Genomic DNA, 24,549 nt, shown 5'->3' with positions numbered 1-24,549 from the left:
CACCGCTCATGCGTGTCCCTTTCGTGTACGTACGACTCGGCGAGCGCCGCGCCGCAGCGCACCGAGCGCCGGCCGTCCCCCGACGGCCGCCGCCAGCGCGAGCGCCCCGACGCGGCGCGAGAGCCGCACCGCCCGCTCGATGTCCGGTACGCCGACGGGCCGGCCCGCGGCGTTGAGCACGGGCCGGTGCTCGACCCGGCCCGCGTAGGAGAGCGTCCCGCCGAGCCGCACGCCGAGGGCGCCCGCGAAGGCGGCCTCCACAGGGCCCGCGTTGGGGCTCGGGTGCTTGGACGCGTCCGCGCGCCAGGCCCGCACCGCGCCGCGCGGGTCGCCGCCCGCGAAGACCGCGAGCGCGGCGGTCAGCCGCGCGCCGGGCCAGCCGGCCACGTCGTCGAGGCGGGCCGAGGCCCAGCCGTAGCGCAGGTGTCTGGCCGATCTGTGCCCCACCATGGCGTCGAGCGTGTTGATCGCGCGGAAGGCCACAAGCCCCGGCACCCCGCCCACCGCGCCCCACACCAGCGCGCCGACGACCGCGTCCGAGGTGTTCTCGGCGACGGACTCGACGACGGCGCGGGCGATCTGCTGCTCGTCCAGGGACTGCGGGTCGCGTCCGCACAGGTGGGGGAGGCGTTCGCGGGCGACGTCGACGTCACCGGCCTCCAGGGCGCCGCCCACGGCCCGGGCCTCGCGCCCCAGCGACGTACCGCCGACGACGGCCCAGGTGGCGGCGGCGGTCAGGGCGACGGCGGCGGCGGGGGAGCGGCGTACGGCGCGGGAGACGAGCGCGGCGGCCGCGGCGGCGCCTCCGGCGCACACCAGGGTGTGCACCGCGCCCCACCCGCGGTGGTCACGCCACAGCAGGGACTCGACGGCGCCCGCCGCCCGCCCGAAGGCGGCGACCGGATGCCCGCGGCGAGGATCGCCGAGAACGAGGTCGCCGATCAGGCCGGCGGTGGCGCCGTACGCGAAGATGCGATCGGCACGCATGGCTCAGCAGGCCGATGCGCCTCGAAGTACGCGGGTACGCAAACGCTCAGGTATGACGGAACGGCAGCCAGGCATGGCGGTATGTCCTCACTCAGGGTCCGCGCCCTGGTTCGACGTGACCGGCGGTGAGAGTTCCTGGCTTCCGGGGACCTCGTGTTCCCCGGTCACAGTGGCGGGACCGCGCCGGTTTCGCACCGGGCTTCCTCTCCTGCCGCCGTATTCGGCTCGGGGAAGTCCACCACGCTGCGCGAACGCCGTCAACTTGCCGTTGACCTGCGACGGGAGAGTGTGCTGAGGCACACAGAGACCGCCCCGCCGCCGGCTGTGAAGGGCCGGCGGCGGGGCGGTCTCTGTGGTGGTTCGCCCGGGTTCGGGCGGCGCGTCAGACGACGATCAGGTAGATCCCGTACGACACGGCCGCCGCGCACAGCGCGAAGCAGGCGTACGCGCCGGTGCGGGCGAGGACGGCGGAGCCGCCGCCCTGTGCCGAGGCGCTCTCCTGCTTGGAGAGGCCCACGATGCCGAGGGTGAACAGGCCCACCAGTGCGACGGTGACCACGAGGCTCACGCCGAATACGGAGCCGAGAGCTGCCCAGTCGATCTTCATACTGCTGTGTCCCTGTCCTTACACCGCGGCCGGGCTGGCCGGCTCGGCGGAGCTGCCGGCCGGGGCCGGGATGGTGGTCTTGAAGTCCTCGGCGGCGAGGGCACCGGCCGTGGGCGGCACGCTGATGGCCGCCATCGCGGTGGTGACCACACCGGCGGGCTCGCCGATCTCGTCGTCGGTGACGTTGGTGTGGTCGACCGGCTTGCGGCGCGACAGCGCCCAGATGAAGGCCGATCCGCCGACCAGCAGCACGCCGACCGCGACGATGCCCCAGGTGCCCTGGCCGGTGAGGAACTCGGCGGCGGCGGCGACCAGACCCGCGGCCGGGAGCGTCAGGCCCCAGGCGACGAACATCCGGGTGGCGGTGGACCAGCGGACCACGCCGCCCTTGCGGCCGAGGCCCGCGCCCATGACGGCGCCGGAGCAGGACTGGGTGGTGGAGAGCGAGAAGCCCAGGTGCGAGGAGGCCAGGATGACCGTCGCGGCGCTGGTCTGGGCCGCGAAGCCCTGCGGGGGACGCAGGTCGGTGAGGCCCTTGCCCATGGTGCGGATGATGCGCCAGCCGCCCAGGTACGTACCGAGCGCGATGGCGACACCGGCGGACACGATGACCCACATCGGGGGGTTCGAGCCGGGGGCGATGACGTTGCCGGTGACCAGGGCGAGGGTGATGACACCCATCGTCTTCTGCGCGTCGTTGGTGCCGTGGGCGAGCGAGACGAGGCCGGCGGAGGCGATCTGACCGGCCCGGTAGCCCTTGGCGGTGGCCTTCTCGTCGGCCTTGCCGGCGAGCTTGTACGTCAGCCGGGTGGCCAGCAGCGCGGCGAGACCGGCCACGAGGGGCGCGGCGATCGCGGGCAGCAGGACCTTGGTGACGACGACGTCGCCGTTGACGCCGGAGGCGCCGACGGACATCAGGGTGGCGCCGATGAGGCCGCCGAAGAGTGCGTGGGAGGAACTGGACGGCAGGCCGATCAGCCACGTCAGCAGGTTCCAGAGGATGGCGCCGACCAGCGCCGCGAAGATCACTTCAACGGTGATGCCGCTCTCATTGACGAGTCCCCCGGAGATCGTCTTGGCGACCTCCACGGACAGGAACGCGCCGACCAGGTTGAGCACGGCGGACATGGTCACCGCCGTCTTGGGCTTCAGAGCGCCGGTCGAGATGGTGGTCGCCATCGCGTTCGCGGTGTCGTGGAAACCGTTCGTGAAATCGAACACTAGAGCTGTCACGATCACAATCGCGAGCAGCAAGGTGATGTGTTCCATTTACCCAGGCAATCGTTTGACGTCAGTGGCTTGTGGAACGTAGGCAACCTGAGTGAACGGAAGGTGAACTGGGTCGGGCGGTGTGGTGACCCGAAGCGGCTCGCCGGCATTCCGCTTGTGGCGCCCGGGGCCCCGGACCGGCCATTCCAGGGGGCTGTGCGTCCGCATGGACCGCTTCGGCCGGGTCCGGGGTCCGCAGAAGAGATCCTGGTCACCTCGCGCGTCCGCTTGGCAGGATCTGCGCATGACCGACATGGATGAGCGGCTCCCCGCGACGATCGAACAGCCCTGGCACGACCTGGTGGCCACGGCCCGCAGGACCGTACGCGAGGGGCTGGTGGTCGGCACCTCGGGCAACGTCTCGGTACGCGTCGGCGGGCTCGTGCTCGTCACCCCGAGCGGAGTCCCGTACGACCGGCTGGAAGCGCGGGACGCCGTCGCCGTGGACCTCGAAGGCCGGCAGGTGCTCGGCACGCTCACCCCCACCAGCGAGCTCCCGATGCACCTCGCGATCTACCGCGCCACACCGGCCTCGGCCGTCGTCCACACCCACGCCGTGCACGCCACCGCCGTCTCCACCCTCGTGCCCGAGCTGCCCCTGGTGCACTACATGGCCGCGGCCCTCGGCGGCCCCGTCCGCACCGCCCCGTACGCCACCTACGGCTCGCGCGAGTTGGCCGACCACGTGCTCGCGGCCCTGCGCGACCGCTCGGGCTGCCTGCTCCGGAACCACGGCACCGTGACCTACGGGGACACGCTCGACCAGGCCTACGACCGCACCGCGCAACTGGAATGGATGTGCAGGCTCTGGCTCACCGCGAGCGCGGTGCCGGGCCGCGAGCCGTCGCTGCTCTCCGAGGAGCAGCTGGGCGAAGTGGCGGAGAAACTGCGCGGCTACGGCCGGCGCGCCTGACACCCCGACACGAAAGCCGTCCGGCCCCGCCCACTGGCCTCGCGCCCCCCTGACCCGGACACTGGAGCGGTGCGCCCGGCTACAGCGACGGCAGCGGCCGTCACCACACTCCTCGGCGCCGGCGCGGCGGCAGTCGCGATCGGCCGCTACGCCGGCGACGCCGCCCTCAGGGCGTCGGCCGGCCGGCCGCTGCCCGCCGACCCCCGGCTCACCGTGCACGGCACCGGTCCGGGCCGGATCACCCTGACCCGCTGCCTGGCGTCCCTGCGCCCCGGTACGTACGGCATCGAGGGCCCCGGCGTGCACGCGGTCGTCGGCCCCGTCGTCGCGGACGCGCGGCACAGCGCCGACACCGTCGTACGCCGCCTGGTACGCGTCACCCACGGCGCGCTGGGCGCCGGCACCCGCGTCCGGCTCACCCCCCAGCTGTACGTCGGCGACCCGCGCTCCGCACTGGGCATCGACCACACCGACGTGGACGTCCCCGGCGAACTCGGCGCCCTGCCCGCCTGGTTCCTGCCGGGCGCCCGCGGCACCTGGATCATCGCCGTCCACGGCCTGGGCACCACACGGGCCCACACCATGAACCTGATGCCCTTCCTGCGGACCCAGCACCTCCCCGTCCTCGGCCTCTCCTACCGGGGAGACGACGGCGCCCCCAGGCCGCAGGGCGGACTGGGGCACCTCGGCGACTCGGAGTGGCGCGACGTGGACGCCGCCATCCGGCACGCCGTGCGCGGCGGCGCCGAGCGCGTCATCCTGTACGGCTGGTCCACCGGCGGGGCCATGGCCGTGCACGCCGCCGTGCGCTCCCCCCTGCGCGACCGGATCAGCGGCCTCGTGCTCGACTCCCCGGTGCTGGACTGGGAGGCCACGGTGCGGGCCCTGGCCGTCGCCCGGCGCACCCCCCGCGCGCTGCTCCCGCTCGCCGTGCGGGCCGTGCAGGGCCGCACCGGGGTGCACGGCGACCGCCTCGGCGAAGCGGCCGGCCCCGGCGGACTGCGGGTGCCCACGCTCGTCTTCCACGGCCCGGACGACACCGTGGCCCCGTGGCAGCCCTCGCGGGAACTGGCCGGGCGGCTCCCCGGCCTGGTCGTCCTCCAGCCCACCCCGCACGCCCCGCACGCGGCCATGTGGAACGCCTCTCCGGCCGTGTACGAAGAGGCTCTGCGCCGGTTCCTGACTCCTTTGATGTAGCCCGGAGCCCCGCCGCCGCCCGGGATGTCCGACCCGTCCGGCGGGGAAAGGATCCGGCCAGACGGCGTCCACGAACGGCAAGTTCGATTCCGTTTGGGCTTTCGGGGCGTGAGCGGAGAGACTGCTCTCCGTGACGTCCCGTACCCCGCGCGACTCCAGGCTCCGACTTGTCCGCCCGCGACCCCTCGCCGCTGCCCTCCCCCTGACCTCTCAGGGCGGACCCCAGGGCGTGACGCACCGGCGTACCCGCCCGGCCCCGAGGCCCCCCGAGGGCACCCCGCCCCCCGCGGAACTGGCCCGTCAGGCCAGGGCCGTGCTCGCCGACGCCGTACGGGTCGCGCGCTGGGCCTCCCCGTCGCCGCGCGGCGCGGCGTCCCGGGTCGAGCCCGGCCGGGACGGCGCGTTGTCCGCCGCGGCCGTCCAACAGGCGTCGGCGGAACTCGGCCTGACACCGCCCCAGGTCCGCGCGGCCTGGGACAGAGCCAGACTCGCCGGCCTGATCGAACTCCACGGCGACCGCACCCGGCCCGGCTGGCGGCTGAGCGCCTGGGACCGTGACGACGCGGCCGTCCTGCGCGGCTGGGTCGCGCTCTTCGACGCGTGGTCGATCGTCCACCCCGCGCCCGACGGCATCGCCGCGACCGCCGTCGCCGAGGTCGTGGAAGCCGTCCCCCAGGTGCTCTCCCTCCTCCAGCTCTCGGCCGGTCCCGTACAGGTGCCGGCGCTGCTCGACCTGCTCGAACAGCGCGTCGCCGAACTGCGCGAGGAACGCTGCGAGGTCCCGTACGGCCCACAGCCCGACCCGGCGGCCGCCCAGCCCCCCGTGCCCGCCGCCCCTCTCCCGCTCCTCCTCGACTGGGCCCTGGCGGGACAGGCCGCCGTCGGCGCGCTGACCCTCCGCCCGGGACTCGCCACGCTCACCGCCCTCGGCAACTGGGCGGTGTGGGTCAAGCTCGAACAGATCTGCGTCGCCGCGCAGAGCCCGGCGGGGAACATCGAGCGGTCCGCCGAGGACATGCTGCGCGGCTGCGCCCGCCTGACGCCCGGTCCCGCCCGCGCCGAGTACCGCGCCTGGCTCGCCGCCCGCACCGTCTCCAGCGCCGTCACCGAGCTGCTCGAAGCCGCCCGCGGCGAGGACGCGCTGCTGCGCGGACTGGCCTTCGACGCGCTGCGGGTGGTCGGCGCCCCGGCCGAGTCCGGCGTACGGGCGGCGGCCGACGACAGCTCGCTGCGCCCCTACGCCCTGCTGTGGCTGGCGGAGTACGAGGGCGCCGACCCCGAGGACGCCCACGAGGTCCTCACCCGCGAGGAGTCCACGTGGCTGTGGGTGGACACCGCCGCCGCCGTCGCGGACCACGGCGAGACGCAGCTGCTCGTACGCCACCTGGACGCCGCCGTGCAGTCCACCGTGCCGGCGCTCCTGGAGGAAGTGCAGGCGATCGGCCACCCGCGCACCGTCCAGGTCCTGGTGGCACTGGCGGCGGCCCACCCGGACCCGGCCCTGGCGAAGGCGGTCCGCAGGGCCGCCTTCCAGGTCCACACGGGCGGCGTGTAGCCCCGGCGGCGGCTCGGGGCAGGCGCAACCCGGCAGCCCCGGGCCCGCAGGCCCCACGGCCCTCCCCGGTGCCCGGCGCCGTGCCCCGCCGGGTCAGCCCCCGATCGCCGGGGCGTACGTGCCGAAGCTCCAGATGTTGCCCTCGTGGTCCCGGGCCATGTAGTCCCGGGAGCCGTAGTCCTGGTCGGTCGGCGGCATCAGGATCTCCACGCCGTGCTCCACCGCGCGCGCGTGGTGCGCGTCCACGTCGTCGACCACCACGTACACACCCACGGGCCCGCCGTTCGCCATCGCCTGGGCGAAGACGCCCTCCCGGCCGTGCGAGCCCACCATCACCGCCCCGTTGCCGTGCGCCAGCTCGGCGTGCTCGACGTAACCGCCCTCGCTCTCGTAGACCGCCACTTCGCGGAAGCCGAAGGCGTCCTTGAGCAGCCGGATGGCGGCCTTGGCGTCCTTGTACAGAACCGTCGGGTAGATGCTCGGTGCAGCGGCCATGCCGATCACCTCGTCCTCTCGTCTCGTCCCGCGCGGCCGGCGCGTGGGTCGCACACGTCGCATGTGACGTGCCTCTCAGTGTTCCACCGGCCACTGACAACGCGACTCCCGACGGGCGCGCGCGGCCGAACGGGGGACGCGGCCGCCCCGCCCCGCCGTGTCGACCGGGCCCGGCCCCCCGCCCCGGGGACCCGCCGCTACGTTCTGTCCTTGATCGATGGGCGGCGCCGCAAGGGGGGATCGTGACTGCCAGCACGTCAACGGCCGCGGCGGCCGGTGGCACCCGCGGCCGCGCGGAGCCCCGCACCCCGACCGGCGCACCACCCCCGCGCGCCCCCGGCGCCCCGCGCCGCCGCATCGGCATCGCCCTCGTCGCCGCCGCCCTCGCCCTGCCCCTGGCCACCGCGGCCCACCAGGCCAGAAGCGCCCCGTACGGCGACCGGCTCACCACCCACGCACCGGCCGCCCGCCCCGACCCCGCCCTGCGGATCAGGGGCGGGGCGGTCGAGGCGTACGACGGGGCCGGCGGGCGTCGGCACTGGACGCACACCCGCGCCGGGAGCCGCCCCCTCGCCGTGCGGCCCGCGCCCGGCCACGCCTTCGCGCTGTGGAGCGACGGCCTGGTCACCGACACCGCCCGCACCACCGGCCGCACCGTCCACTGGCACCGCGCCGTCCCCGGCCTCTCGCGCTGGCTCGCGGCCGGCGGACCGGCCCGCGCCGCCGGGGTGCTGCAGGCCCTCGACCCCGCCGCCCGGATGCTCGCCGTCGTCACCCCGCAGCGCATCGCGGCGTACCGCACGCGCGACGGCGACCTGCGCTGGGTGCTGCCCGCCGAACCCGGCTGCGCCTTCGACGCCCGCCGCACGGCCCGCACCGGCGGCGCCCTGCTGGTCGCCCAGCCCTGCGGCGCCGGGGCCTCCTGGACCGCCGAGATCGTCGCCGTCGACGATCTCGGCCGGATCGTGCCCCACCGCACACCCCTGCGCAACGCCCCGCCGGGCGACAACGCCCGCGCCAGAAAAGTAGTTGCGGGCGACCGTTAGACTGGGTCTATGGCAACTCTCCTTGTGCATTAGACGGCGTCGAAGAAGCTCTCCGCCCGTTCCCTTCCGCCGTCCATACCGCCCTGGAGTTTTCCCTTGATCACCGCCTCCGGCATCGAGCTGCGCGCCGGCGCCCGCCTCCTCATCGAGTCCGCTTCCTTCCGCATCGCCAAGGGCGACCGCATCGGCCTCGTCGGCCGCAACGGAGCGGGCAAGACGACCCTCACCAAGTGCCTCGCCGGCGAGGGCACCCCGGCCGGCGGCACCATCACCCGCTCCGGCGAAGTCGGCTACCTCCCGCAGGACCCGCGCACCGGCGACCTCGACGTCCTCGCCCGCGACCGCATCCTGTCCGCCCGCGACCTCGACTCGGTCCTGCGCAAGATGCGCGAGAACGAGGAGCGCATGTCGAACGGACAGGGCGCCACCCGCGAGAAGGCGATGAAGAAGTACGAGCGCCTGGAGACGGAGTTCCTCACCAAGGGCGGTTACGCCGCGGAGGCCGAGGCCGCCACCATCGCCGCCGCGCTCGGCCTGCCCGACCGCGTGCTCGGCCAGCCCCTGCACACCCTCTCCGGAGGTCAGCGCCGCCGCGTCGAGCTGGCCCGCATCCTCTTCTCGGACGCCGACACCCTGCTCCTCGACGAGCCGACCAACCACCTCGACGCGGACTCGATCGTCTGGCTCCGGGACTACCTGAAGACCTACCGCGGCGGCTTCATCGTGATCTCCCACGATGTCGACCTCGTCGAGACGGTCGTCAACAAGGTCTTCTACCTGGACGCCAACCGCTCCGCGATCGACGTCTACAACATGGGCTGGAAGCTCTACCAGCAGCAGCGCGAGGCCGACGAGAAGCGCCGCAAGCGCGAGCGCCAGAACGCCGAGAAGAAGGCGTCGGCCCTCAACTCGCAGGCCGACAAGATGCGCGCCAAGGCCACCAAGACGGTCGCCGCGCAGAACATGGCCAAGCGCGCCGAGCGGCTGCTGTCCGGCCTCGAAGCGGTACGCGTGTCCGACAAGGTCGCCAAACTGCGCTTCCCGGACCCCGCGCCCTGCGGCAAGACCCCGCTGATGGCGGAGGGCCTGTCCAAGTCGTACGGCTCGCTGGAGATCTTCACCGACGTCAACCTGGCCATCGACAAGGGCTCGCGCGTCGTCATCCTCGGCCTCAACGGCGCGGGCAAGACGACCCTGCTGCGCCTCCTCGGCGGCGCCGAGAAGCCCGACACCGGCGAGGTCATCCCGGGCCACGGCCTCAAGCTCGGCTACTACGCCCAGGAGCACGAGACCCTCGACCCGGAGCGCTCGGTCCTGGAGAACATGCGCTCGGCGGCGCCCGACCTCGACCTGGTCGCGGTCCGCAAGACGCTCGGCTCGTTCCTCTTCACCGGTGACGACGTCGACAAGCCGGCCGGCGTCCTGTCCGGCGGTGAGAAGACCCGTCTGGCGCTGGCGACCCTGGTCGTCTCGTCCGCCAACGTGCTGCTCCTCGACGAGCCCACGAACAACCTCGACCCGGCCAGCCGCGAGGAGATCCTCGGCGCCCTGCGCACGTACAAGGGCGCGGTCATCCTCGTCACGCACGACGAGGGAGCGGTCGACGCGCTGGAGCCCGAGCGGATCATCCTGCTGCCCGACGGCGTGGAGGACCTGTGGGGCCCGGACTACAAGGACCTCGTCGCGCTGGCCTGACCGGGTCCCGGACCCGGGCTGATCCACTCGCGCTGGATCATTCGGCTCACGGGTGATCCTTCATCTGAGTGAGTCGCTCTCGTACTCCGGCGTGTCATGCACCGGGTCGCGGCCCGCCCCCGTGGGGCGGGCCCTTCGCTTTCCGCTGATCGTTTACCCGTGCTGACCTGGCCATTCCCCGCCCGTCTCGTGCGCACGCGCGACGTGAGATCCCCCAGGCCGCGCACAGGGAGCGCGGCGGGCGGTTCCCCCGCGGCAAACGTTGTTGTACGGACCTTGCCGAATGGGTGGCCAGGAAGCCGGGAAGGGGTGATCATGAGAGTCCAGAGCGCACTTCCTTGAGGAGGCACGGGTGGCCGAGACTCTGAAGAAGGGCAGCCGGGTAACCGGCGCCGCGCGCGACAAGCTCGCGGCAGACCTGAAGAAGAAGTACGACTCCGGTGCGAGCATCCGGGCGTTGGCCGAAGAGACCGGCCGCTCCTATGGATTCGTACACCGGATGCTCAGCGAGTCCGGCGTCACGCTGCGGGGACGCGGCGGGGCGACACGAGGCAAGAAGGCCACTACGGCCTGACCGCCTCGGGCGGGCCCGGCCCATCGGTTTTTGGGCGGTGGCCACCCGGTCGATCGCAGGATCGCCCGGGTGGTTACTGTGCAGTCACTTAATGACCGCACGACTGCCACCCGGACCGGAGGCGCCACATGGCTTCGCTCGACTCTGTGCTCGACAAGGACGGCGTACGACTCACCGTCGAGGACGCCGTTGCCACGGTGACCCTGACCAATGCGGCAAAGCGCAACGCCCAGTCTCCCGCTCTGTGGCGGGCGTTGACGGAAGCCGGACGGTCTCTGCCTGGCGACGTGCGGGTCGTGGTGCTGCGCGGCGAGGGCAAGTCCTTCTCCGCCGGCCTGGACCGGCAGGCGTTCAGCCCCGAGGGCTTCGACGGTGAGCCCTCCTTCCTTGACCTCGCACGCGGCTCCGACGAAGACCTCGACGCGGTCATCGCCGAGTACCAGGAGGCATTCACCTGGTGGCGGCGCAGCGACCTCGTCACCATCGCCGCCGTACAGGGCCATGCCATCGGCGCCGGATTCCAGCTCGCCCTCGCCTGCGACCTGCGGGTCGTCGCCGAGGACGTGCAGTTCGCCATGCGCGAGACCAGCCTGGGTCTCGTCCCCGACCTCACCGGTACGCACCCGCTGACCAGCCTCGTCGGTTACGCGCGTGCGCTGGAGATCTGCGCCACCGGGCGCTTCGTCCACGCGGCGGAGGCCGAGCGTGTCGGCCTCGCCAACCTTGTCGTGCCCGCCGAAGAACTGGACGGGGCGGTACGGGACCTGGCGGGCGCCCTGCTGGCGGCGCCGCGCGACGCGGTGATCGAGACCAAGGCGCTGCTCCAGGGCGCGTCCGCGCGCACCTACGAGGACCAGCGGGTCGCGGAGCGCGCCGCGCAGGCCCGCCGGCTCCGCGACCTCGCGGGCCTGGGCGACTGACCCACGGCGACCGTCGCCCGGCCGGTGCGTCGCACGCCCGCGCCGGCCGTCGCCCGGCCGGTGCGCACGCCCGCGCCGGCCGGATCACTCCACCTCGGTCACCAGGACGGCCACCGTGGTCGGGCCGCCCTGGGACGCCGCGACCGCCCTGCGCACGGCCACGGCTACCGCCAGCGCCCGGTGCCCCGCCGCCGTCGCCAGCTCGATCCGCACATGGCCGTCGTCGAGGTGGACCGGCGCGCCGAGCACGCCGGTCAGCCGGGCCACGCCGGGGACGGCCGCGGCGGCCGTCGCGGCGGCGGCGGCCCGGTCGGCCCCGCCGTCCTCCTCCGGCCGCTGCGGCCCGGCGTCCCATGCCTCGTCCTGTCCGCCGCCGGAGCCGACGTCCTCGGGCACGTCGCCGGTTCCCCCGTCCGGGCGAGCGGCGGCGACGGGCTCCTCGCCCGCCTCCACCAGATCCGTCACCCGCAGATCCACTGCCGTGACCACGAGCCCCAGCCGGGCCGAGGCGGCCTCCCGCAACGCGATGCGCAGCCGCTCCGCCCGGTGCGGCAGCGGCTCGCCGCCCGCCGTGGCCGTCAGGTCCGCGACGACGCGCAGCGGCCCGGGCGGCAGAGCGCCAGGAGGGGGCGGAACAGCCGGTTCGGCGGCCGTGTCCGGGTCGGCTAGCCCGATGCGCAGCGCCCCCACGCTCACGCCGGTGATGCCCGCCACCGCCTCCCGCAGAACCGGGCTCGCGGCCTTCTCCGCGAGCCACGCGCCGTCGGACGCCTCGCCCAGGGGCAGCAGTCTGCCCAGGCCCAGTCGTCGCCGTACTGCCCGGGTCAATCCGTCAGGTGCCATTCCACCAGCCTGCCGCATCCCCGGCGCGAGAACGGGCAACCGGACCTAATGTGGGCAAGGGAGTCCAGTACCGCCCGGAAAGGGACGAACGGATATGACTGAGACCACGCAGCGAAACCGGCCGGACAACCCCGACAAAGGGTCGCCCGGTGAGGAGGCGAAGAAGACCTCCATGACGAAGCGGGGTGGCGGCGATCCTTCCTCCCGCGGCCGGACGACGATCGCCGACGGGGTGGTCGAGAAGATCGCCGGTCTCGCGGCGCGCGACGTGGTCGGCGTGCACGCCATGGGCGGTGGACTCTCCCGCACGTTCGGAGCCGTCCGGGACCGGGTGCCGGGTGGCGCGAAGTCGGTCAGCCGGGGCGTCAAGGCCGAGGTCGGCGAGGTGCAGACGGCGCTCGACCTGGAGATCGTCGTCGAGTACGGCGTAGCGATCGCCGACGTCGCCCGCGCGGTCCGGGGCAACGTCGTGTCTGCCGTGGAACGCATGACGGGCCTCGAAGTCGTCGAGGTCAACATCGCGGTCAGCGACGTGAAGCTGCCCGACGAGGAAGAGGACGAGCCGGAACCACGTCTCCAGTAGAGGGAGCAGCACGATGAGCATGGCGGTGGTCGGCCTTGTGGCCGGTATGGCGCTCGGGTTCGCCGGATACTTCGGCGGGTTCGGAGCATTTCTGCTGGTGGCGGCCTTGGGCGCGATCGGCTTCGTGGTGGGCAAGTTCGCCGACGGCGACCTCGAACCGGGTGACTTCTTCCGCGCCGGTGAGCGCGGCGGCCGGCCGAGGTGACCACGCCGATGGCCGCCGGTCAGGTCGAGGCCGCCGAGCGCGGCGCGACCCGGATCGCCGACCGGGTCGTCGCGAAGATCGCCGCGCAGAAGGCGCGCGAGGCGCTCGGGAAGGTGCCGGAGGGCGGTAAGGCGCCGCACGCGACGGTGACCGTGCATCACGACAGGGCGCGCGTCCGGGTCGTGCTGGAGCTCGGCTACCCCTCCGACATCGGCGCCCAGTGCGGTGCGGTACGCCGGGAGGTCGCCCGGGGCGTCGGTTCGCTGGCCGGAATGGAAGTGTCCGAGGTGGCGGTCCACGTCGAGCGGCTGCACTCGGCCCAGGCGCCGGGTGCGAAGCGGGGGAGGATCCGGTGAGCGAACCCGACAACGACGACAGCGGCCGCACCCAGCGGCTTCCCCTCATCGAACGCGAGCTGGACGCCGCCGGTCCCGCCTCCGCGCACGACGCGGTGCCGACCCTCCGGAAGGAGGACGGCGGCGGCAGGGCCGGCCGCTTCTGGTCCGCCCGCAGGGTGCCGGCCGCGCTGGTCGCCCTCGTGGTGCTCGGCTGCGTCGGCCTGCTGCTGTACGACGTCGCGGCGGTACGGGCGGGGCACCCCGCCATGCGGTGGCGGCGCGAGCTGGCGGACGGCCTCGCGACACGGCCCCTGGACGACGTGTGGACGCTCGTCGGCGCGGGCGTCGCGGCGGCGCTCGGGCTGTGGCTGCTGCTCTTCGCCCTCACCCCCGGGCTGCGCGCGATCCTGCCGATGCGGCGTACGTCGGCCGACGTACGGGCCGGGCTCGACCGGCGGGCCGCCGCGATGATGCTGCGCGACCGGGCCATGGAGGTGTCCGGCGTGCAGTCCGTGCGGGTGGCGGTGGGGCGCTCAAAGGTGCGGGTGCGGGCCGAGTCCCACTTCCGCGCACTCGACGACGTCCGGGCGGATCTGGACACGGTGCTCGCCGCCGCCGTCCGGCAGCTCGGCCTTGCCGCGCCGCCGCGTCTGTCCGTGCGGGTGGGCCGCCCGGCCAGGAAGGGGTGAGGCGACGATGCCCAAGAAGGTGAACCGTGTCCTGCTGGGCCTGGTGGGTCTGGTGCTGCTCGCCGTCGGCGGCGGGGTGCTCGCCACCGGGCTGGGGATGTCCGTACCGTCGTGGTGGCCGTTCGGCGGGCGGGACGACGTGCTGCTCAGCGAGGCGGACCGTACGCGGTGGCGGGACTCGGGGTGGTGGTGGCCGGTGGTCATCGCCGTCCTCGCCGTGCTGGTCCTGCTCGTGTTGTGGTGGCTGTTCGCCCAGCTGCGCCGGCACCGGCTCGCCGAAGTGCTGGTCGACAGCCGTGACGGCGAGGGGGCGGTGCTCAGAGGGCGGGCCCTGGAGAACGTGCTGGCGGAAGAGGCGCAGACGCTGGACGGCGTGGAGCGGGCGCACGTGTCGCTGACCGGCCGGCGGGGCACCCCCCGGGCGCGTGTGGCGATGCTTCTCGCACCCCACGCCGAGCCGGCCGAGACGCTGGACGGGTTCACCCGAGGACCGCTGGCCCACGCGCGGGACTCGGCGGCGCTGGACTCCCTTCCGGCGGAGGTCCGCCTGCGGGAGGTCAAGCACGGGGCACGGCGGGTCAGTTAGGCCGTCGGCCCGCCGCGTCCGTGGGCTCCCCGCCTCCGGAGCGGCCGGTGTCCTCGGTCGCGCGACGGGCCGGACTCGCCCTCGGACGATGCCGGTTCCGTCGCGAGGTCCGGACGGGAGGCCGGCGGCCGACGGGCGGCACGAGCGGGCGCGTGCGCCGCGCACCGACCGTACGACGGCCTCCCGGCCCGGCCGGGCGTACGGGGGATCAGAAGCCGTGGCGCGCGCCGCCGTCCACCGGCAGCATGACACCGGTCAGGTACGACGCCGCCGGGGACAGCAGGAACGCCGCGGCCTTGCCGAACTCCTCCGGCCTGCCGTAGCGCCGCAGCGGGATGTTCGACTCGTTGGCCTGGCGCGCCGCCTCGGCGTCGCCGGACAGTGCGTCCAGCTGACGCACCCGGTCCGTGTCGATCCGGGCCGGCAGCAGGCCCACCACCCGGATCCCGCGCGGGCCGAGGTCGTCGGAGAGCGACTTCGCGAAGCCGGCCAGACCCGGCCGCAGGCCGTTGGAGATGGTGAGGCCGTGGATCGGTTCGTGGACCGAGCCGGAGAGGACGAAGCCGATCACGCCGCCCTCGGAGAGCTCCGCCGCCGCCGCGCGGGCCAGGCGTACCGCTCCGAGGAAGACGGCGTCGAAGGCCGCCTGCCACTGCTCGTCCGTGTTCTCGGCCGCCACGCCCGGCGCGGGGCCGCCGACGCTGACGAGGATGCCGTCGAATCGCCCGAAGTGCGCCCGGGCGGCGGCGATCAGGCGCTCGGCCGACGCCGGATCGGCGTTGTCGGCGGCGACGCCGATCGCGTTCGGCCCGAGCTCGGCGGCCGCGTCCGCCACCGCCTTCTCGTCCCGGCCGCTCAGCACGACCTTCGCGCCGTCCGCCGTCAACTGGCGCGCCGAGGCGAAGCCGAGCCCGCGGCTGGCCCCGGTCACGACGTACACCCGGTCCTTCAGTTCAAGATCCATGCGCCCATCCTGCCGCCTCCTCCCCTCCTCCGTCGAGGGCGAGAGCCGACACCACGAGTCCGATATGACTGAATGCCTGGGGGAAGTTCCCCAGCTGCCGCCCGGAGGCCGGGTCGTACTCCTCGGCGAGCAGCCCGACGTCGCTGCGCAGGGTGAGCAGCCGCTCGAAGAGCTCCCGGGCCTCCTTCACCCGCCCCGTCATCCGCAGCGCGTCGACCAGCCAGAACGAGCAGGCGAGGAAGGTGCCCTCGTCGCCGGGCAGACCGTCGACGGTGAGGCCGTCCGTGCTGTAGCGGCGGATGAAGCCGCCGTGGCTCAGCTCGGCCCGTACCGCCTCCACCGTCCCCACGACCCGTGGATCGTCCGGCGGCAGGAAGCCCACCCGGGGGATGAGGAGCGTGGCGGCGTCGAGCTCCTGGGAGCCGTAGTACTGCGTGAAGGTGTTGCGCTCCGGGTCGTACCCCTTCTCGCAGACCTCCCGGTGCACCTCGTCGCGCATCACCCGCCACCGGTCCGCGTCGCCGTGCAGGGTCGGGTCTTCCTCCAGGGCGCGTACGGCGCGGTCGGCGGCGACCCACGCCATCACCTTCGAGTGGACGAAGTGCCTGCGGGGCCCCCTGACCTCCCACAGGCCCTCGTCCGGCTCGCGCCAGTTGGACTCCAGGAAGCCGAGGAGGCTCAGCTGGAGGTTCCACGCGTGCGGTTTGGGACGCAGGCCCCACGCCCTGGCCATGTAGAGGGAGTCGATCACCTCTCCGTACACGTCGAGCTGGAGCTGCTTGACGGCCGCGTTGCCGGTACGGACGGGAGCGGACCCCTCGTACCCCTTCAGCCACGGCAGTTCCGTTTCGGGCAGTCGGCGCTCGCCGGAGATGCCGTACATGATCTGGAGGTCGGCCGGGTCGCCCGCGACCGCCCGCAGCAGCCAGTCGCGCCAGGCAGCGGCCTCGTCGATGTAGCCGGCCGCGACGAGCGCGCCGAGGGTGAGGGTGGAGTCGCGGAGCCAGCAGTAGCGGTAGTCCCAGTTGCGTACGCCGCCGATCTCCTCCGGCAGCGAGGTGGTGGGGGCCGCGACGATTCCTCCGGTCGGCGCGTGGGTGAGCGCCTTCAGGGTGATGAGCGAGCGCAGCACGGCCTCGCGGTACGGGCCGTCGTACCGGCACTGGGAGGCCCACTCCCGCCAGTCCTGGAGGCTGTGCTCCAGTCCCTCGAACGGGTCGGTGCGGGGCGGCTCCGGCTCGTGCGACGGGTGCCAGGTCAGGACGAATGCCACCTTTTCCCCCTCGGCGACGGTGAACGACGAGTAGGTGGTGTACTGCTGGCCCCAGCTCTTCACCCGGTCCGCCGGTTCGGCGCGCAGCCACACGGCGTCCGGGCCCGCGACGGCGACCCGGTGCCCGCTCGTGCGGCGCATCCACGGCACGACGTTGCCGTAGTCGAAGCGCAGCCGCAGCGTGGAGCGCATCGTCACCTCGCCCGACAGGCCCTCCACGATCCGTACGACATCGGGCGCCTCGTCGCGCTGCGGCATGAAGTCGGTGACCTTGACCGAGCCCGAGCGGGTCTCCCAGATCGTGTCCAGGACGAGGGTGTCGTCGCGGTACGCGCGCCGCGCACAGGCGCCCGCGCCGGCCGGGGCCACGCGCCAGTGGCCGTTGTCCTCGTCGCCGAGCAGTGCGGCGAAGCACGCCGCGGAGTCGAAGCGGGGCAGGCAGAGCCAGTCGATGGAACCGTCCTTGCCGACCAGTGCGGCAGTCTGCAGGTCCCCGATGAGCGCGTAGTCCTCGATGCGTTGGGTCACGAGAACTCGTGTTCCCGCGCGCGTGCGGCATTAAGCGGCCGGTGCGGCGGCGCGGTGACCTGGGCTCAGGCGTCGGCGGTGGCCGGCTCGGCCGGCGCCTCGTCGGAGGCTCCCGCGGCGCGGTCGCGCAGTTCGCGGCGTACGAGGACGACCCAGCCGACCGGCACCGCGGCGGCGAACAGCCACCACTGCACGGCGTACGCCATGTGGGGGCCGATCGAATCGGCGTCGGGATCGGGCACGAGCTGCGGCTTCGGGCCGGCCGGGACGGGTTCCGTCTGCTCGATGTAGCCGCCGAGGACGGGGCGCCCGAGGGCCTTCGCCTGCTGCTCGCTGTTGATCAGCATGACCTGCCGGGGCGGCAGACCGCTGAGGTCCTTGATGCCGCTGCCCGCCGTCGTCTCGTCGGCCTTGAGCCGTCCGGTGACGGTGACTTCGCCCCCGGGGGCGGCCGGGACCTTCGGGTACGCCTGCTGGTCGGCGCCGAACGGGACCCAGCCCCGGTTGACGAGGACGGTGCGGCCGTCGTCCATGACCAGCGGGGTGAGGACGTGGAAGCCGACCTGGTCGTCGGCGTCGGTCCTGCGGCGTACGACGACCTCGTGCGCGGTGTCGTAAGTGCCGGTGGCGGTCACCCGGCGCCAGTAGTCGTCGCGTGGGACGGTGTGTCCGGGGGAGGTGATGTCGCCGACGGCCAGGGGCTTCGCACGGAGGTTTCCGGAGATCAGCGCGTTCTGCGCGACCCGGTGCTCGTGCCGGTGCAGCTGCCAGAAGCCCAGCTCGACCATCGTGGGGATGAGGACGAGCATCAGGAGGGTGAGGATCACCCACTGCCGGGACAACAGGAAGCGGTACACGTCCTTGACGTTACCTGGCGCGCGGTGGTCCCCGGCGGGTGGGTCTCCCGCCGGGGCGGGCCGGTGTACGCGGCCGCGTGGCGTTCAGACCCGGTCGACGATGCCCACCTTCCCTTCCGCGCGTGAGCAGTGGGCGCCGCAGTACCAGTGGCCGTCCACCTCGACGCCCTGGCCCAGGATCTGCACCCGGCAGTGCTCGCAGATGGGCGCCATCCGGTGGATGGCGCAGGAGAAGCAGTCGAAGACGTGCACCGCGCCCTGCGCGTGCACCTCGAAGGACATGCCGTAGTCGTTTCCGCAAACCTCGCAACGTGCCATGCGCCACAGGGTGGGACGGCGGGCGGCGGCAGGGCGAGTGGGCGGCGGGCGAGTCGCGCGCCAATCACCCGTCTGCCGGGACGGACCGTCCCCGTCTCAGCCGGCGGGGGTGACGTCCCGCAGCAGTTGCGTGAAGGCGGCCTCGTCGACCACGGGGGTGCCGAAGGACTTGGCCTTGACGGTCTTGGAGGTGGCCGAGTCGGGGTCGTTGGTGACGAGCAGACTGGTGAGCCGCGACACACTCGTCGCGATGTGCAGGCCCGCCTCGATCGCGCGGTCCTCCAGCAGCTCGCGGTCCACGGACGTGTCGCCGGAGAACGCCACCCGCATGCCCTGCTTGAGCAGTTTGCCCGGTTCGTACCGCCCGGGGTTCGGGTACGGGCACGCCGGGCGCTTGCGCGACGGACGCCAGCTGCCCATGCCCCCGCCCTGGTACGACGCCTGACGGCCCACCCGGGGCGGCGCCGGCGAGTCCGACCACTCGGTGAGCGGAAGGCATTCGAGCAACGGCAGCCGCACGCCGTCCCGCGCCGCCGCGTGCAGACTCGGACGGAACGCCTCCGCCAGCACGCGCGCGTCGTCGAGGGCGTGGTGCGCGCGTTGCTGTACGACGCCGAAATGCGCGGCCAGCGACTCCAGCTTGTGGTTGGGCAGCGGCAGGCGCAGCTCCTTGGAGAGCGCGATGGTGCACAGCCGCTGCTGAACGGGCGCGGCGCGGGCGGCCCGTGCGTACTCCCGGGCGATCATCGACCAGTCGAACATCGCGTTGTGCGCGACGAGCACCCGGCCGTCGAGCCGCTCGGAGAACTCGGCGGCGATGTCCGGGAAGAGCGGGGCGCCCGTCAGCACATCGCTCGTCAGGCCGTGGATCCAGACGGGACCGGGGTCGCGCTGCGGGTTGACGAGCGTGTACCAGTGGTCCTCGACGTCCCCCCGGTAGTCCAGCCGGTAGACGGCGGCGGAGATTATCCGGTCGTCGCGCGCGAGCCCGGTGGTCTCCACGTCGACGACCGCGTACCCCTTCGGGTAGGCGGTCGGCCACGGCGCTGCTGTCGATTGGTCTTCGAGCATGGTCACTGAGGATACGGGCCCCCACTGACAGCCCCGCCCGCCCGGGTGAGCAGACCGTCCACCAGAGCCCGCACGGAGTTGACGAAGAGACGTTCGGGATCGGCGGGCCGGGCCAGGGCCCGCGCCAGCGCCGGATCGTGCTCCGCGCTCCGGGCGTCCCACAGTTCCTCCTCGCCCGGCCGCTGCGCGGGGGCGCGTTCGCGGTTGCGCTCGACGAGAACGTACCCGACGACCTGGTACTGGACCGCCCGTACGGCCTCGGCGGCCTTCGCCCCGCGCAGGCCGGCCGCGTGCACCTCGTGGACGAGGGCCTGCTGGGCGGGCAGGAACATCCGCTCGGTGAGCCCGCGTTCGTGGACCATCGCGATCAGGTGGGGGCGCTCGCGCAGCTCGCGCCGCAGGCCGCGCGCGACGGACACGATGCGGGCGGCCGGGGTGCGGCCGGCCGGGCGGACGGCGCCCATCTCCCGAACGGTCCGCTCGACGAGGGCGTCGAGGAGCGACTCGCGGTTGCCGACGTGCCAGTAGATGGAGGTGACCGCGGTGCCGAGCGCGGCGGCGAGCCCGCGCATGGTCAGCGCCGCCGGACCGTGCCGCTTGACGAGGGACGCGGCCGCGTCGAGGACCTCCTCGCGGGTCAGCGCGGTGCGCGGGCCGCGTGGTCCCGTACCGCCTCCCGGGGCGCGTGTGCTGCCTGGCATGGAGCCTCCGAATCCCGTACGCGCACGGCTCTTTCACCTTCATCGGCACCGGTGTAACAGTGTTACAGGCTCTCCTCCCGACGAAGGGCGGTACGACATGGCACGCGTACGGTACGGCGCGCGGACCGAAGCCGAGATCGCGGCGGCGCGCGGGTCCGTCTCCCGACTCCCCGACATCTGGTCCACCGGCGTGGTGGCCGTCTGGGAGAGCGACCCGGACGCGGTGGCGGCCGTACTGCCGCCGCCCCTCAAACCCGCCGAGCGGCCGCTCGTACGGGCGAACATCAGCCGGGTCGAGCTGCCCGGCTACCCGCTGGGCGCCGGCTCGGTGGCGGTCGCCGCCGTCCACGACGGCGTCGCCGGCTGGTACCCGCTCGTCATGCCGATGACCCACGAACGGGCCCTGACCGCGGGCCGCGAGGTCTTCGGCGAGCCGAAGAAGCTCGGCGAGGCGAGCGTCGACCGCGACGGCCTGGTCGTCCGCGCGGCGCTGGCCCGGCACGGCATCGCCTTCGTCGAGGTGCGGGGCGCGGTGGACGGGCCGCTGCCGCTGCCCAAACCGTCGCAGAAGACGGACTTCTACTACAAGTTCCTGCCGGCGGTGGACGGCCGGGGCTTCGACGCCGACCCGGTCCTCGTGCACTGCGTCCGCACCGAGAAGGTGCGCCGGCTGGAGCGGATCACCGGGGACGTGGTGCTGCGCGAGTCGATGTACGACCCCGTGGCGGATCTGCCCGTGCGCCGCGTTGTGGAGATCACCCTCGGCGAGAAGACCACCGACCAGAAGGGGCGCGTCGTGGAGCGGGTGAGTGCGCGGGCCCTGTTGCCGTACATCCACCAGCGCTACGACGACCCGCTGCAGATCCTCGACGGCCCGCCGGAGGGGAGCGTCTGATGCGGCTGCGGGAGGGACACGTCGCCGTCGTCACGGGCGCGGCGAGCGGCATCGGGCTCGCGATGGCCCGCCGGTTCGCGGCCGGCGGTCTCAAGGTCGTACTGGCCGATGTGGAGGAAGGAGCCCTGGAGAAGGCCGCCTGCGGACTCCGGACCGAGGGGGCGCGGGTGCTCGCGCACGTCGTGGACGTCAGCGAGCGGGAGTTCGTCACCGCCCTCGCGGACGCGGCGTACGACACCTTCGGGGCGGTGCACGTGCTGTGCAACAACGCGGGGGTCGGCTCCGGCGCGGAGGGCCGCATGTGGGAGCACGAGGTGAACGACTGGAAGTGGGCGTTCGCGGTGAATGTCTGGGGCGTCTTCCACGGCATCCAGGCGTTCGTTCCCCGGATGATCGCTGACGGCGGACCCGGGCACGTCGTCAACACGTCGTCGGGCGACGGCGGGATCGCTCCGCTGCCGACCGCGTCCGTGTACGCCGTCACCAAGGCGGCCGTTGTGACGATGACCGAGTCGCTGTACGCCCATCTGCGGGCGGAGGGCGTTCCCGTGAGCGCGTCGGTGCTCTTCCCCGGACCGCACATGCTGCGCACCGGGCTGTGGGAGTCGCACCGCAACCGGCCCTCGCGCTACGCCAAGGAACGGCCCCGCAGGACGCCCTACCGCAGCCTCGGGCAGTGGGAGACGGCGATGAGGGATGCGGGGCACGCCATCGAGTTCACGCCGGTCGAGGACGTGGCCGAGACCGTGGTGGACGGGATAGAGGCGGACCGGTTCTGGATGCTGCCGGCGAGCGAGCACAGCGACCGGCAGATCCGGGCGCGGGCGCGGTCGATGCTCGACCGCTCCGAGCCGTCGTACCTGGAGCACTTCATTCTCGACTGAGGCCCCACCGAGGGAGGACACGCGATGACGGAACCAAGCGACCCGTACCTGATCATCTCCTCCGACTGCCACGCCGGTCTGCCGACCGAGCGGTACCGGCCCTACCTGGACAGCGCCTTCCACCGCGACTTCGACGACTTCCTCGGGCAGCGCGACGCCCGCCGCGAGGAGATGACACGCCTCGGCGTACGCAACGAGGCGTTCGCCGCCAAGTGGTTCGAGGACAACGAGGAGGGGCTGCGCGGCGGCTGGGACACGGCGCAGCGCCTCAAGGAGCTCGACGGCGACGGGGTGGCCGCCGAGGTGGTCTTCCCCGACGCAGACGCCGTCGACAGCGGGACCGCCGCGCCCTTCGGCGTCGGCCTCGGCCTCTCCGGCGACCAGGACCCGCGCCTGGGCATGGCGGGCGCGCGGGCCCACAACCGGTGGCTCGCGGAGTTCGTGGCGGAGCACCCCGAACGGCACTGCGGCGTGGCGCTCCTGCCCGTCACCGGCGAGGTGGACGAGGTCGTCGCCGAGATCCACCGGGCCAGGCAGTCCGGGCTCGGCGCGCTGATGATCCCCTCGATGTGGGTCGACAAGGCCCCGTACCACGACCGCCGTTACGACCCGGTGTGGGCGGCGGCGGCCGAGACCCGGATGCCGGTGGTGACCCACTCGGGGGCCGCGCCCCGCCACGAGTACGGCGACCACCTGGGCATCTACGTCTCCGAGGTCACGTGGTGGCCGGCCAGGCCGCTGTGGTTCCTGCTGTGGTCGGGTGCCTTCGAGCGCCACCCCGGGCTGAGGTTCGGCGTCGCGGAGTCCGGCTGCTGGTGGCTGCCGAACCAGCTGTGGTTCATGGACCGCCTCTACCTGGGCGCGCACGGCGGCAAGAAGCTGTCCCCCTTCGCGGAACTCAAGCGGCCGCCGAGCGAGTACCTGGACCGGCAGGTCTTCGTCTGCGCCACCAACACCAAGCGCCGCGAACTCGCCCAGCGCTACGAGATCGGCGTCGACAACATCCTGTGGGGCAGCGACTTCCCGCACCCCGAGGGCACCTGGCCGGACACGCGCGCCTGGCTGAAGCGCACCTTCCACGACATCCCCGTCACCGAGACCCGCCGCATCCTCGGCCTGGCCGCCGCCGAGGTCTTCGGCTTCGACACGGCGAAGCTCGCCCCGCTGGCGCGGCGCGTCGGCCCGACGCCGGCGGAGCTGGGCCAGCCGGACGACCAGCTGGCGGTCGAGGCGTCGTGGGCGAGGTCGCGCGAGGTGGGCCGGCACTGGCTGACCGGCCACGACTTCCCGGCGCTGGGGGTCTCGCCGTGACCGGGGACCGCTACACCGTCATCTCCGCCGACTGTCACGCGGGCGCCGATCTCGTCGACTACAAGCCGTACTTGGACAAGCGCCACCACGACGACTTCGACGCCTGGGCGGCGACGTACGTCAATCCCTACGAGGACCTCCTCGCCGACACCGCCGACCGCAACTGGAACTCCGCCCGCCGCCTCGCCGAGCTGGAGGCGGACGGCATCGTCGCGGAGGTCGTCTTCCCGAACACCATCCCGCCGTTCTTCCCCAGCGCCTCCCTCATGGCCCCCGCGCCGTCGAAGGCGGAGTACGAGCAGCGCTGGGCGGGCCTGCGGGCCCACAACCGCTGGCTCGCGGACTTCTGCGACGCGGCGCCGGGGCGGCGGGCGGGCGTCGCACAGATCCTCCTCAACGACGTGGACGAGGCGGTACGGGAGATCCGCCGCACCCAGGCGGCCGGCCTCACCGGGGGCATTCTGCTGCCCGGCGCCCCACCGGGTTCGGGCGTGCCCGAGCTCTACTCGCGGACGTACGACCCGATCTGGGCCGTCTGCGCGGAGCTGGACGTGCCCGTGAACCACCACGGCGGGTCGGCGTCGCCGCCACTGGGCGACGAACCGGCCGCGCGCGCCGTCTTCATGGTGGAGACCACATGGTTCTCGCACCGGGCCCTGTGGCACCTGATGTTCGGCGGGGCGTTCCGCCGGCACCCCGGCCTGAGACTGGTCCTCACCGAACAGGGCTCGGGCTGGATTCCCGGCGTGATCGACATGCTGGACTACTACCACGCCCGTCTGGTGGCGGCGGCGACCCGCGCGTCGACCGCCGAGTCGAAGTTCGGCGCGGGCCTGGCGGGCTCCATGGGCAGCAGCCCGAGCGAGGTCTGGCGCGACAACTGCTACGTCGGCGCCAGCTTCATGCGCCCGCACGAGGTGCCGCTGCGCGACCGCATCGGCCTCGACAAGATCATGTGGGGCAGCGACTACCCCCACGACGAAGGTACGGCGCCGTACTCCCGCGAGGGCCTGCGGATCGCGTACGCCGGCCTGCCGCGCGAGGAGGTCGCCGCCATGGCGGGCGGGAACGCGGCCCGCGTGTACGGCTTCGACCTCGCCTTCCTGGACCCGCTCGCGGCGAAGGCCGGCCCGCTGGTGGCGGAGATCGCCGAGCCGCTCCCGCCCGCGCGGATCCCGCCCGACGCGACGAGCCCGGCCTTCGCGCCGGGCGGGTCGGTACGCGTCTGGTGACGGCACGGGTGAG

The 24,549-nt window shown here is 73.5% G+C and carries 27 protein-coding genes and 1 riboswitch; of the genes, 16 read left to right on the top strand and 11 right to left on the bottom strand.

The window, feature by feature from the left end; all coding sequences use genetic code 11:
• Positions 1–6 precede the first annotated feature (6 nt).
• From IE185_RS00320 to IE185_RS00310, 3 genes are all read right to left on the bottom strand, one after another.
• Entirely contained in the window at positions 7–987 is a 981-nt protein-coding gene (locus tag IE185_RS00320) for a cobalamin biosynthesis protein (protein ID WP_189714367.1), read from the bottom strand.
• Between the two features lie 129 nt (positions 988–1,116).
• Positions 1,117–1,193, bottom strand: a riboswitch (cobalamin riboswitch).
• A 176-nt stretch (positions 1,194–1,369) separates the two neighbouring features.
• The gene (locus IE185_RS00315; RefSeq protein ID WP_138898563.1) at positions 1,370–1,594 is read right to left on the bottom strand and encodes a hypothetical protein; all 225 of its coding nucleotides are present in this window, start codon (positions 1,592–1,594) and stop codon (positions 1,370–1,372) included.
• A gap of 18 nt (positions 1,595–1,612) precedes the next feature.
• Positions 1,613–2,863: an inorganic phosphate transporter gene (locus tag IE185_RS00310; protein ID WP_138898562.1), complete on the bottom strand. Its 1,251-nt coding sequence runs from the start codon at positions 2,861–2,863 to the stop codon at positions 1,613–1,615.
• A 244-nt stretch (positions 2,864–3,107) separates the two neighbouring features.
• On the opposite strand from IE185_RS00310, the gene IE185_RS00305 reads away from it, so the two are divergent.
• From IE185_RS00305 to IE185_RS00295, 3 genes are all read left to right on the top strand, one after another.
• The gene (locus IE185_RS00305) at positions 3,108–3,776 is read left to right on the top strand and encodes a class II aldolase/adducin family protein (RefSeq protein ID WP_138898561.1); all 669 of its coding nucleotides are present in this window, start codon (positions 3,108–3,110) and stop codon (positions 3,774–3,776) included.
• 69 nt (positions 3,777–3,845) lie between these two features.
• Positions 3,846–4,973, top strand: coding sequence for an alpha/beta hydrolase (locus IE185_RS00300; RefSeq protein WP_189714366.1), 1,128 nt, complete (start codon positions 3,846–3,848; stop codon positions 4,971–4,973).
• A gap of 130 nt (positions 4,974–5,103) precedes the next feature.
• The gene (locus IE185_RS00295) at positions 5,104–6,528 is read left to right on the top strand and encodes a hypothetical protein (RefSeq protein WP_189714365.1); all 1,425 of its coding nucleotides are present in this window, start codon (positions 5,104–5,106) and stop codon (positions 6,526–6,528) included.
• A 93-nt stretch (positions 6,529–6,621) separates the two neighbouring features.
• On the opposite strand, the gene IE185_RS00290 is transcribed toward IE185_RS00295, so the two are convergent.
• Positions 6,622–7,023 carry a VOC family protein gene (locus IE185_RS00290; RefSeq protein ID WP_189714364.1) on the bottom strand — a complete coding sequence of 134 codons (402 nt, stop codon included), beginning with the start codon at positions 7,021–7,023 and terminating at the stop codon, positions 6,622–6,624.
• A gap of 242 nt (positions 7,024–7,265) precedes the next feature.
• Between IE185_RS00290 and IE185_RS00285 the strand changes: the two genes are divergently transcribed.
• The 4 genes from IE185_RS00285 (at position 7,266) to IE185_RS00270 (ending at position 11,258) form a co-directional block, all read left to right on the top strand.
• Positions 7,266–8,069 carry a hypothetical protein gene (locus tag IE185_RS00285; RefSeq protein WP_229843288.1) on the top strand — a complete coding sequence of 268 codons (804 nt, stop codon included), beginning with the start codon at positions 7,266–7,268 and terminating at the stop codon, positions 8,067–8,069.
• 96 nt (positions 8,070–8,165) lie between these two features.
• Positions 8,166–9,764 (top strand): ABC-F family ATP-binding cassette domain-containing protein, encoded by a 1,599-nt coding sequence (locus tag IE185_RS00280; protein WP_138897695.1) that lies wholly within the window; start codon positions 8,166–8,168, stop codon positions 9,762–9,764.
• 352 nt (positions 9,765–10,116) lie between these two features.
• Positions 10,117–10,338, top strand: a complete 222-nt coding sequence (locus tag IE185_RS00275) for a helix-turn-helix domain-containing protein (protein ID WP_010987827.1) — start codon at positions 10,117–10,119, stop codon at positions 10,336–10,338.
• A gap of 128 nt (positions 10,339–10,466) precedes the next feature.
• Positions 10,467–11,258, top strand: a complete 792-nt coding sequence (locus IE185_RS00270; protein WP_138897694.1) for an enoyl-CoA hydratase/isomerase family protein — start codon at positions 10,467–10,469, stop codon at positions 11,256–11,258.
• 84 nt (positions 11,259–11,342) lie between these two features.
• Here the strand turns inward: IE185_RS00270 and IE185_RS00265 are convergent, their stop codons facing one another.
• Positions 11,343–12,101: a hypothetical protein gene (locus IE185_RS00265; protein WP_229843287.1), complete on the bottom strand. Its 759-nt coding sequence runs from the start codon at positions 12,099–12,101 to the stop codon at positions 11,343–11,345.
• Positions 12,102–12,195: 94 nt separating this feature from the next.
• Here IE185_RS00265 and IE185_RS00260 point away from each other — a divergent pair, with 94 nt between their 5' ends.
• From IE185_RS00260 to amaP, 5 genes are read left to right on the top strand one after another with little or no spacing between them, the layout of a single operon-like run.
• Positions 12,196–12,684 (top strand): Asp23/Gls24 family envelope stress response protein, encoded by a 489-nt coding sequence (locus tag IE185_RS00260; protein ID WP_138897693.1) that lies wholly within the window; start codon positions 12,196–12,198, stop codon positions 12,682–12,684.
• 13 nt (positions 12,685–12,697) lie between these two features.
• Positions 12,698–12,889 carry a hypothetical protein gene (locus IE185_RS00255; protein ID WP_069929383.1) on the top strand — a complete coding sequence of 64 codons (192 nt, stop codon included), beginning with the start codon at positions 12,698–12,700 and terminating at the stop codon, positions 12,887–12,889.
• A gap of 8 nt (positions 12,890–12,897) precedes the next feature.
• The gene (locus IE185_RS00250; RefSeq protein ID WP_138897692.1) at positions 12,898–13,245 is read left to right on the top strand and encodes an Asp23/Gls24 family envelope stress response protein; all 348 of its coding nucleotides are present in this window, start codon (positions 12,898–12,900) and stop codon (positions 13,243–13,245) included.
• The gene (locus IE185_RS00245) at positions 13,242–13,916 is read left to right on the top strand and encodes a DUF6286 domain-containing protein (RefSeq protein WP_138897691.1); all 675 of its coding nucleotides are present in this window, start codon (positions 13,242–13,244) and stop codon (positions 13,914–13,916) included. Before IE185_RS00250 ends, IE185_RS00245 begins: the two co-directional genes overlap by 4 nt.
• Before the next feature lie 7 nt (positions 13,917–13,923).
• Complete coding sequence (amaP, locus tag IE185_RS00240; protein ID WP_189714362.1) at positions 13,924–14,502, top strand: alkaline shock response membrane anchor protein AmaP; 579 nt, start codon at positions 13,924–13,926, stop codon at positions 14,500–14,502.
• A 208-nt stretch (positions 14,503–14,710) separates the two neighbouring features.
• Here the strand turns inward: amaP and IE185_RS00235 are convergent, their stop codons facing one another.
• The 6 genes from IE185_RS00235 to IE185_RS00210 all read right to left on the bottom strand — a co-directional run bounded on the left by IE185_RS00235 (position 14,711) and on the right by IE185_RS00210 (position 20,214).
• Positions 14,711–15,466 carry an SDR family oxidoreductase gene (locus tag IE185_RS00235; RefSeq protein WP_138898694.1) on the bottom strand — a complete coding sequence of 252 codons (756 nt, stop codon included), beginning with the start codon at positions 15,464–15,466 and terminating at the stop codon, positions 14,711–14,713.
• Entirely contained in the window at positions 15,456–17,267 is a 1,812-nt protein-coding gene (locus IE185_RS00230; protein WP_138898693.1) for a glycoside hydrolase family 15 protein, read from the bottom strand. Before IE185_RS00230 ends, IE185_RS00235 begins: the two co-directional genes overlap by 11 nt.
• A gap of 65 nt (positions 17,268–17,332) precedes the next feature.
• Positions 17,333–18,124, bottom strand: a complete 792-nt coding sequence (locus IE185_RS00225) for an SURF1 family cytochrome oxidase biogenesis protein (RefSeq protein ID WP_138898692.1) — start codon at positions 18,122–18,124, stop codon at positions 17,333–17,335.
• Between the two features lie 84 nt (positions 18,125–18,208).
• On the bottom strand, positions 18,209–18,442 hold the full coding sequence (locus tag IE185_RS00220) for a metallothionein (protein ID WP_138904207.1): 234 nt from the start codon (positions 18,440–18,442) through the stop codon (positions 18,209–18,211).
• Between the two features lie 96 nt (positions 18,443–18,538).
• The gene (locus IE185_RS00215) at positions 18,539–19,519 is read right to left on the bottom strand and encodes a DEDDh family exonuclease (RefSeq protein ID WP_138907904.1); all 981 of its coding nucleotides are present in this window, start codon (positions 19,517–19,519) and stop codon (positions 18,539–18,541) included.
• Positions 19,516–20,214, bottom strand: coding sequence for a TetR/AcrR family transcriptional regulator (locus IE185_RS00210; protein WP_138907903.1), 699 nt, complete (start codon positions 20,212–20,214; stop codon positions 19,516–19,518). The genes IE185_RS00215 and IE185_RS00210 overlap by 4 nt, the downstream gene beginning before the upstream one ends.
• A gap of 97 nt (positions 20,215–20,311) precedes the next feature.
• On the opposite strand from IE185_RS00210, the gene IE185_RS00205 reads away from it, so the two are divergent.
• Genes IE185_RS00205 through IE185_RS00190 form a run of 4 tightly spaced genes read left to right on the top strand, consistent with a single transcriptional unit; the run spans position 20,312 to position 24,536 of the window.
• A complete protein-coding gene (locus IE185_RS00205; protein WP_138898135.1) occupies positions 20,312–21,109 on the top strand; it encodes an acetoacetate decarboxylase family protein in 798 nt (265 codons plus the stop codon).
• Complete coding sequence (locus IE185_RS00200; RefSeq protein ID WP_138898134.1) at positions 21,109–21,993, top strand: SDR family NAD(P)-dependent oxidoreductase; 885 nt, start codon at positions 21,109–21,111, stop codon at positions 21,991–21,993. The genes IE185_RS00205 and IE185_RS00200 overlap by 1 nt, the downstream gene beginning before the upstream one ends.
• A gap of 24 nt (positions 21,994–22,017) precedes the next feature.
• Positions 22,018–23,304: an amidohydrolase family protein gene (locus IE185_RS00195; RefSeq protein WP_138898133.1), complete on the top strand. Its 1,287-nt coding sequence runs from the start codon at positions 22,018–22,020 to the stop codon at positions 23,302–23,304.
• Positions 23,301–24,536 (top strand): amidohydrolase family protein, encoded by a 1,236-nt coding sequence (locus tag IE185_RS00190; protein WP_138898132.1) that lies wholly within the window; start codon positions 23,301–23,303, stop codon positions 24,534–24,536. The genes IE185_RS00195 and IE185_RS00190 overlap by 4 nt, the downstream gene beginning before the upstream one ends.
• The last annotated feature ends 13 nt before the right edge of the window (positions 24,537–24,549 follow it).

The organism is Streptomyces chryseus, assembly GCF_014650755.1.
GTDB lineage: Bacteria > Actinomycetota > Actinomycetes > Streptomycetales > Streptomycetaceae > Streptomyces > Streptomyces chryseus.
This window is presented reverse-complemented; position numbering and strand designations above follow the sequence as displayed.

Excerpts from the sequence above, each read along its gene's own strand:
- IE185_RS00250 (WP_138897692.1), top strand. The coding sequence starts at position 12,898 with ATGGCCGCCGGTCAGGTCGAGGCCGCCGAGCGCGGCGCGACCCGGATC.
- amaP (WP_189714362.1), top strand. The coding sequence starts at position 13,924 with ATGCCCAAGAAGGTGAACCGTGTCCTGCTGGGCCTGGTGGGTCTGGTG.
- IE185_RS00290 (WP_189714364.1), bottom strand. The coding sequence starts at position 7,023 with ATGGCCGCTGCACCGAGCATCTACCCGACGGTTCTGTACAAGGACGCC.
- IE185_RS00265 (WP_229843287.1), bottom strand. The coding sequence starts at position 12,101 with ATGGCACCTGACGGATTGACCCGGGCAGTACGGCGACGACTGGGCCTG.
- IE185_RS00205 (WP_138898135.1), top strand. The coding sequence starts at position 20,312 with ATGGCACGCGTACGGTACGGCGCGCGGACCGAAGCCGAGATCGCGGCG.
- IE185_RS00310 (WP_138898562.1), bottom strand. The coding sequence starts at position 2,863 with ATGGAACACATCACCTTGCTGCTCGCGATTGTGATCGTGACAGCTCTA.
- IE185_RS00210 (WP_138907903.1), bottom strand. The coding sequence starts at position 20,214 with ATGCCAGGCAGCACACGCGCCCCGGGAGGCGGTACGGGACCACGCGGC.
- IE185_RS00195 (WP_138898133.1), top strand. The coding sequence starts at position 22,018 with ATGACGGAACCAAGCGACCCGTACCTGATCATCTCCTCCGACTGCCAC.
- IE185_RS00320 (WP_189714367.1), bottom strand. The coding sequence starts at position 987 with ATGCGTGCCGATCGCATCTTCGCGTACGGCGCCACCGCCGGCCTGATC.
- IE185_RS00235 (WP_138898694.1), bottom strand. The coding sequence starts at position 15,466 with ATGGATCTTGAACTGAAGGACCGGGTGTACGTCGTGACCGGGGCCAGC.
- IE185_RS00200 (WP_138898134.1), top strand. The coding sequence starts at position 21,109 with ATGCGGCTGCGGGAGGGACACGTCGCCGTCGTCACGGGCGCGGCGAGC.
- IE185_RS00220 (WP_138904207.1), bottom strand. The coding sequence starts at position 18,442 with ATGGCACGTTGCGAGGTTTGCGGAAACGACTACGGCATGTCCTTCGAG.
- IE185_RS00305 (WP_138898561.1), top strand. The coding sequence starts at position 3,108 with ATGACCGACATGGATGAGCGGCTCCCCGCGACGATCGAACAGCCCTGG.
- IE185_RS00260 (WP_138897693.1), top strand. The coding sequence starts at position 12,196 with ATGACTGAGACCACGCAGCGAAACCGGCCGGACAACCCCGACAAAGGG.
- IE185_RS00315 (WP_138898563.1), bottom strand. The coding sequence starts at position 1,594 with ATGAAGATCGACTGGGCAGCTCTCGGCTCCGTATTCGGCGTGAGCCTC.
- IE185_RS00255 (WP_069929383.1), top strand. The coding sequence starts at position 12,698 with ATGAGCATGGCGGTGGTCGGCCTTGTGGCCGGTATGGCGCTCGGGTTC.
- IE185_RS00270 (WP_138897694.1), top strand. The coding sequence starts at position 10,467 with ATGGCTTCGCTCGACTCTGTGCTCGACAAGGACGGCGTACGACTCACC.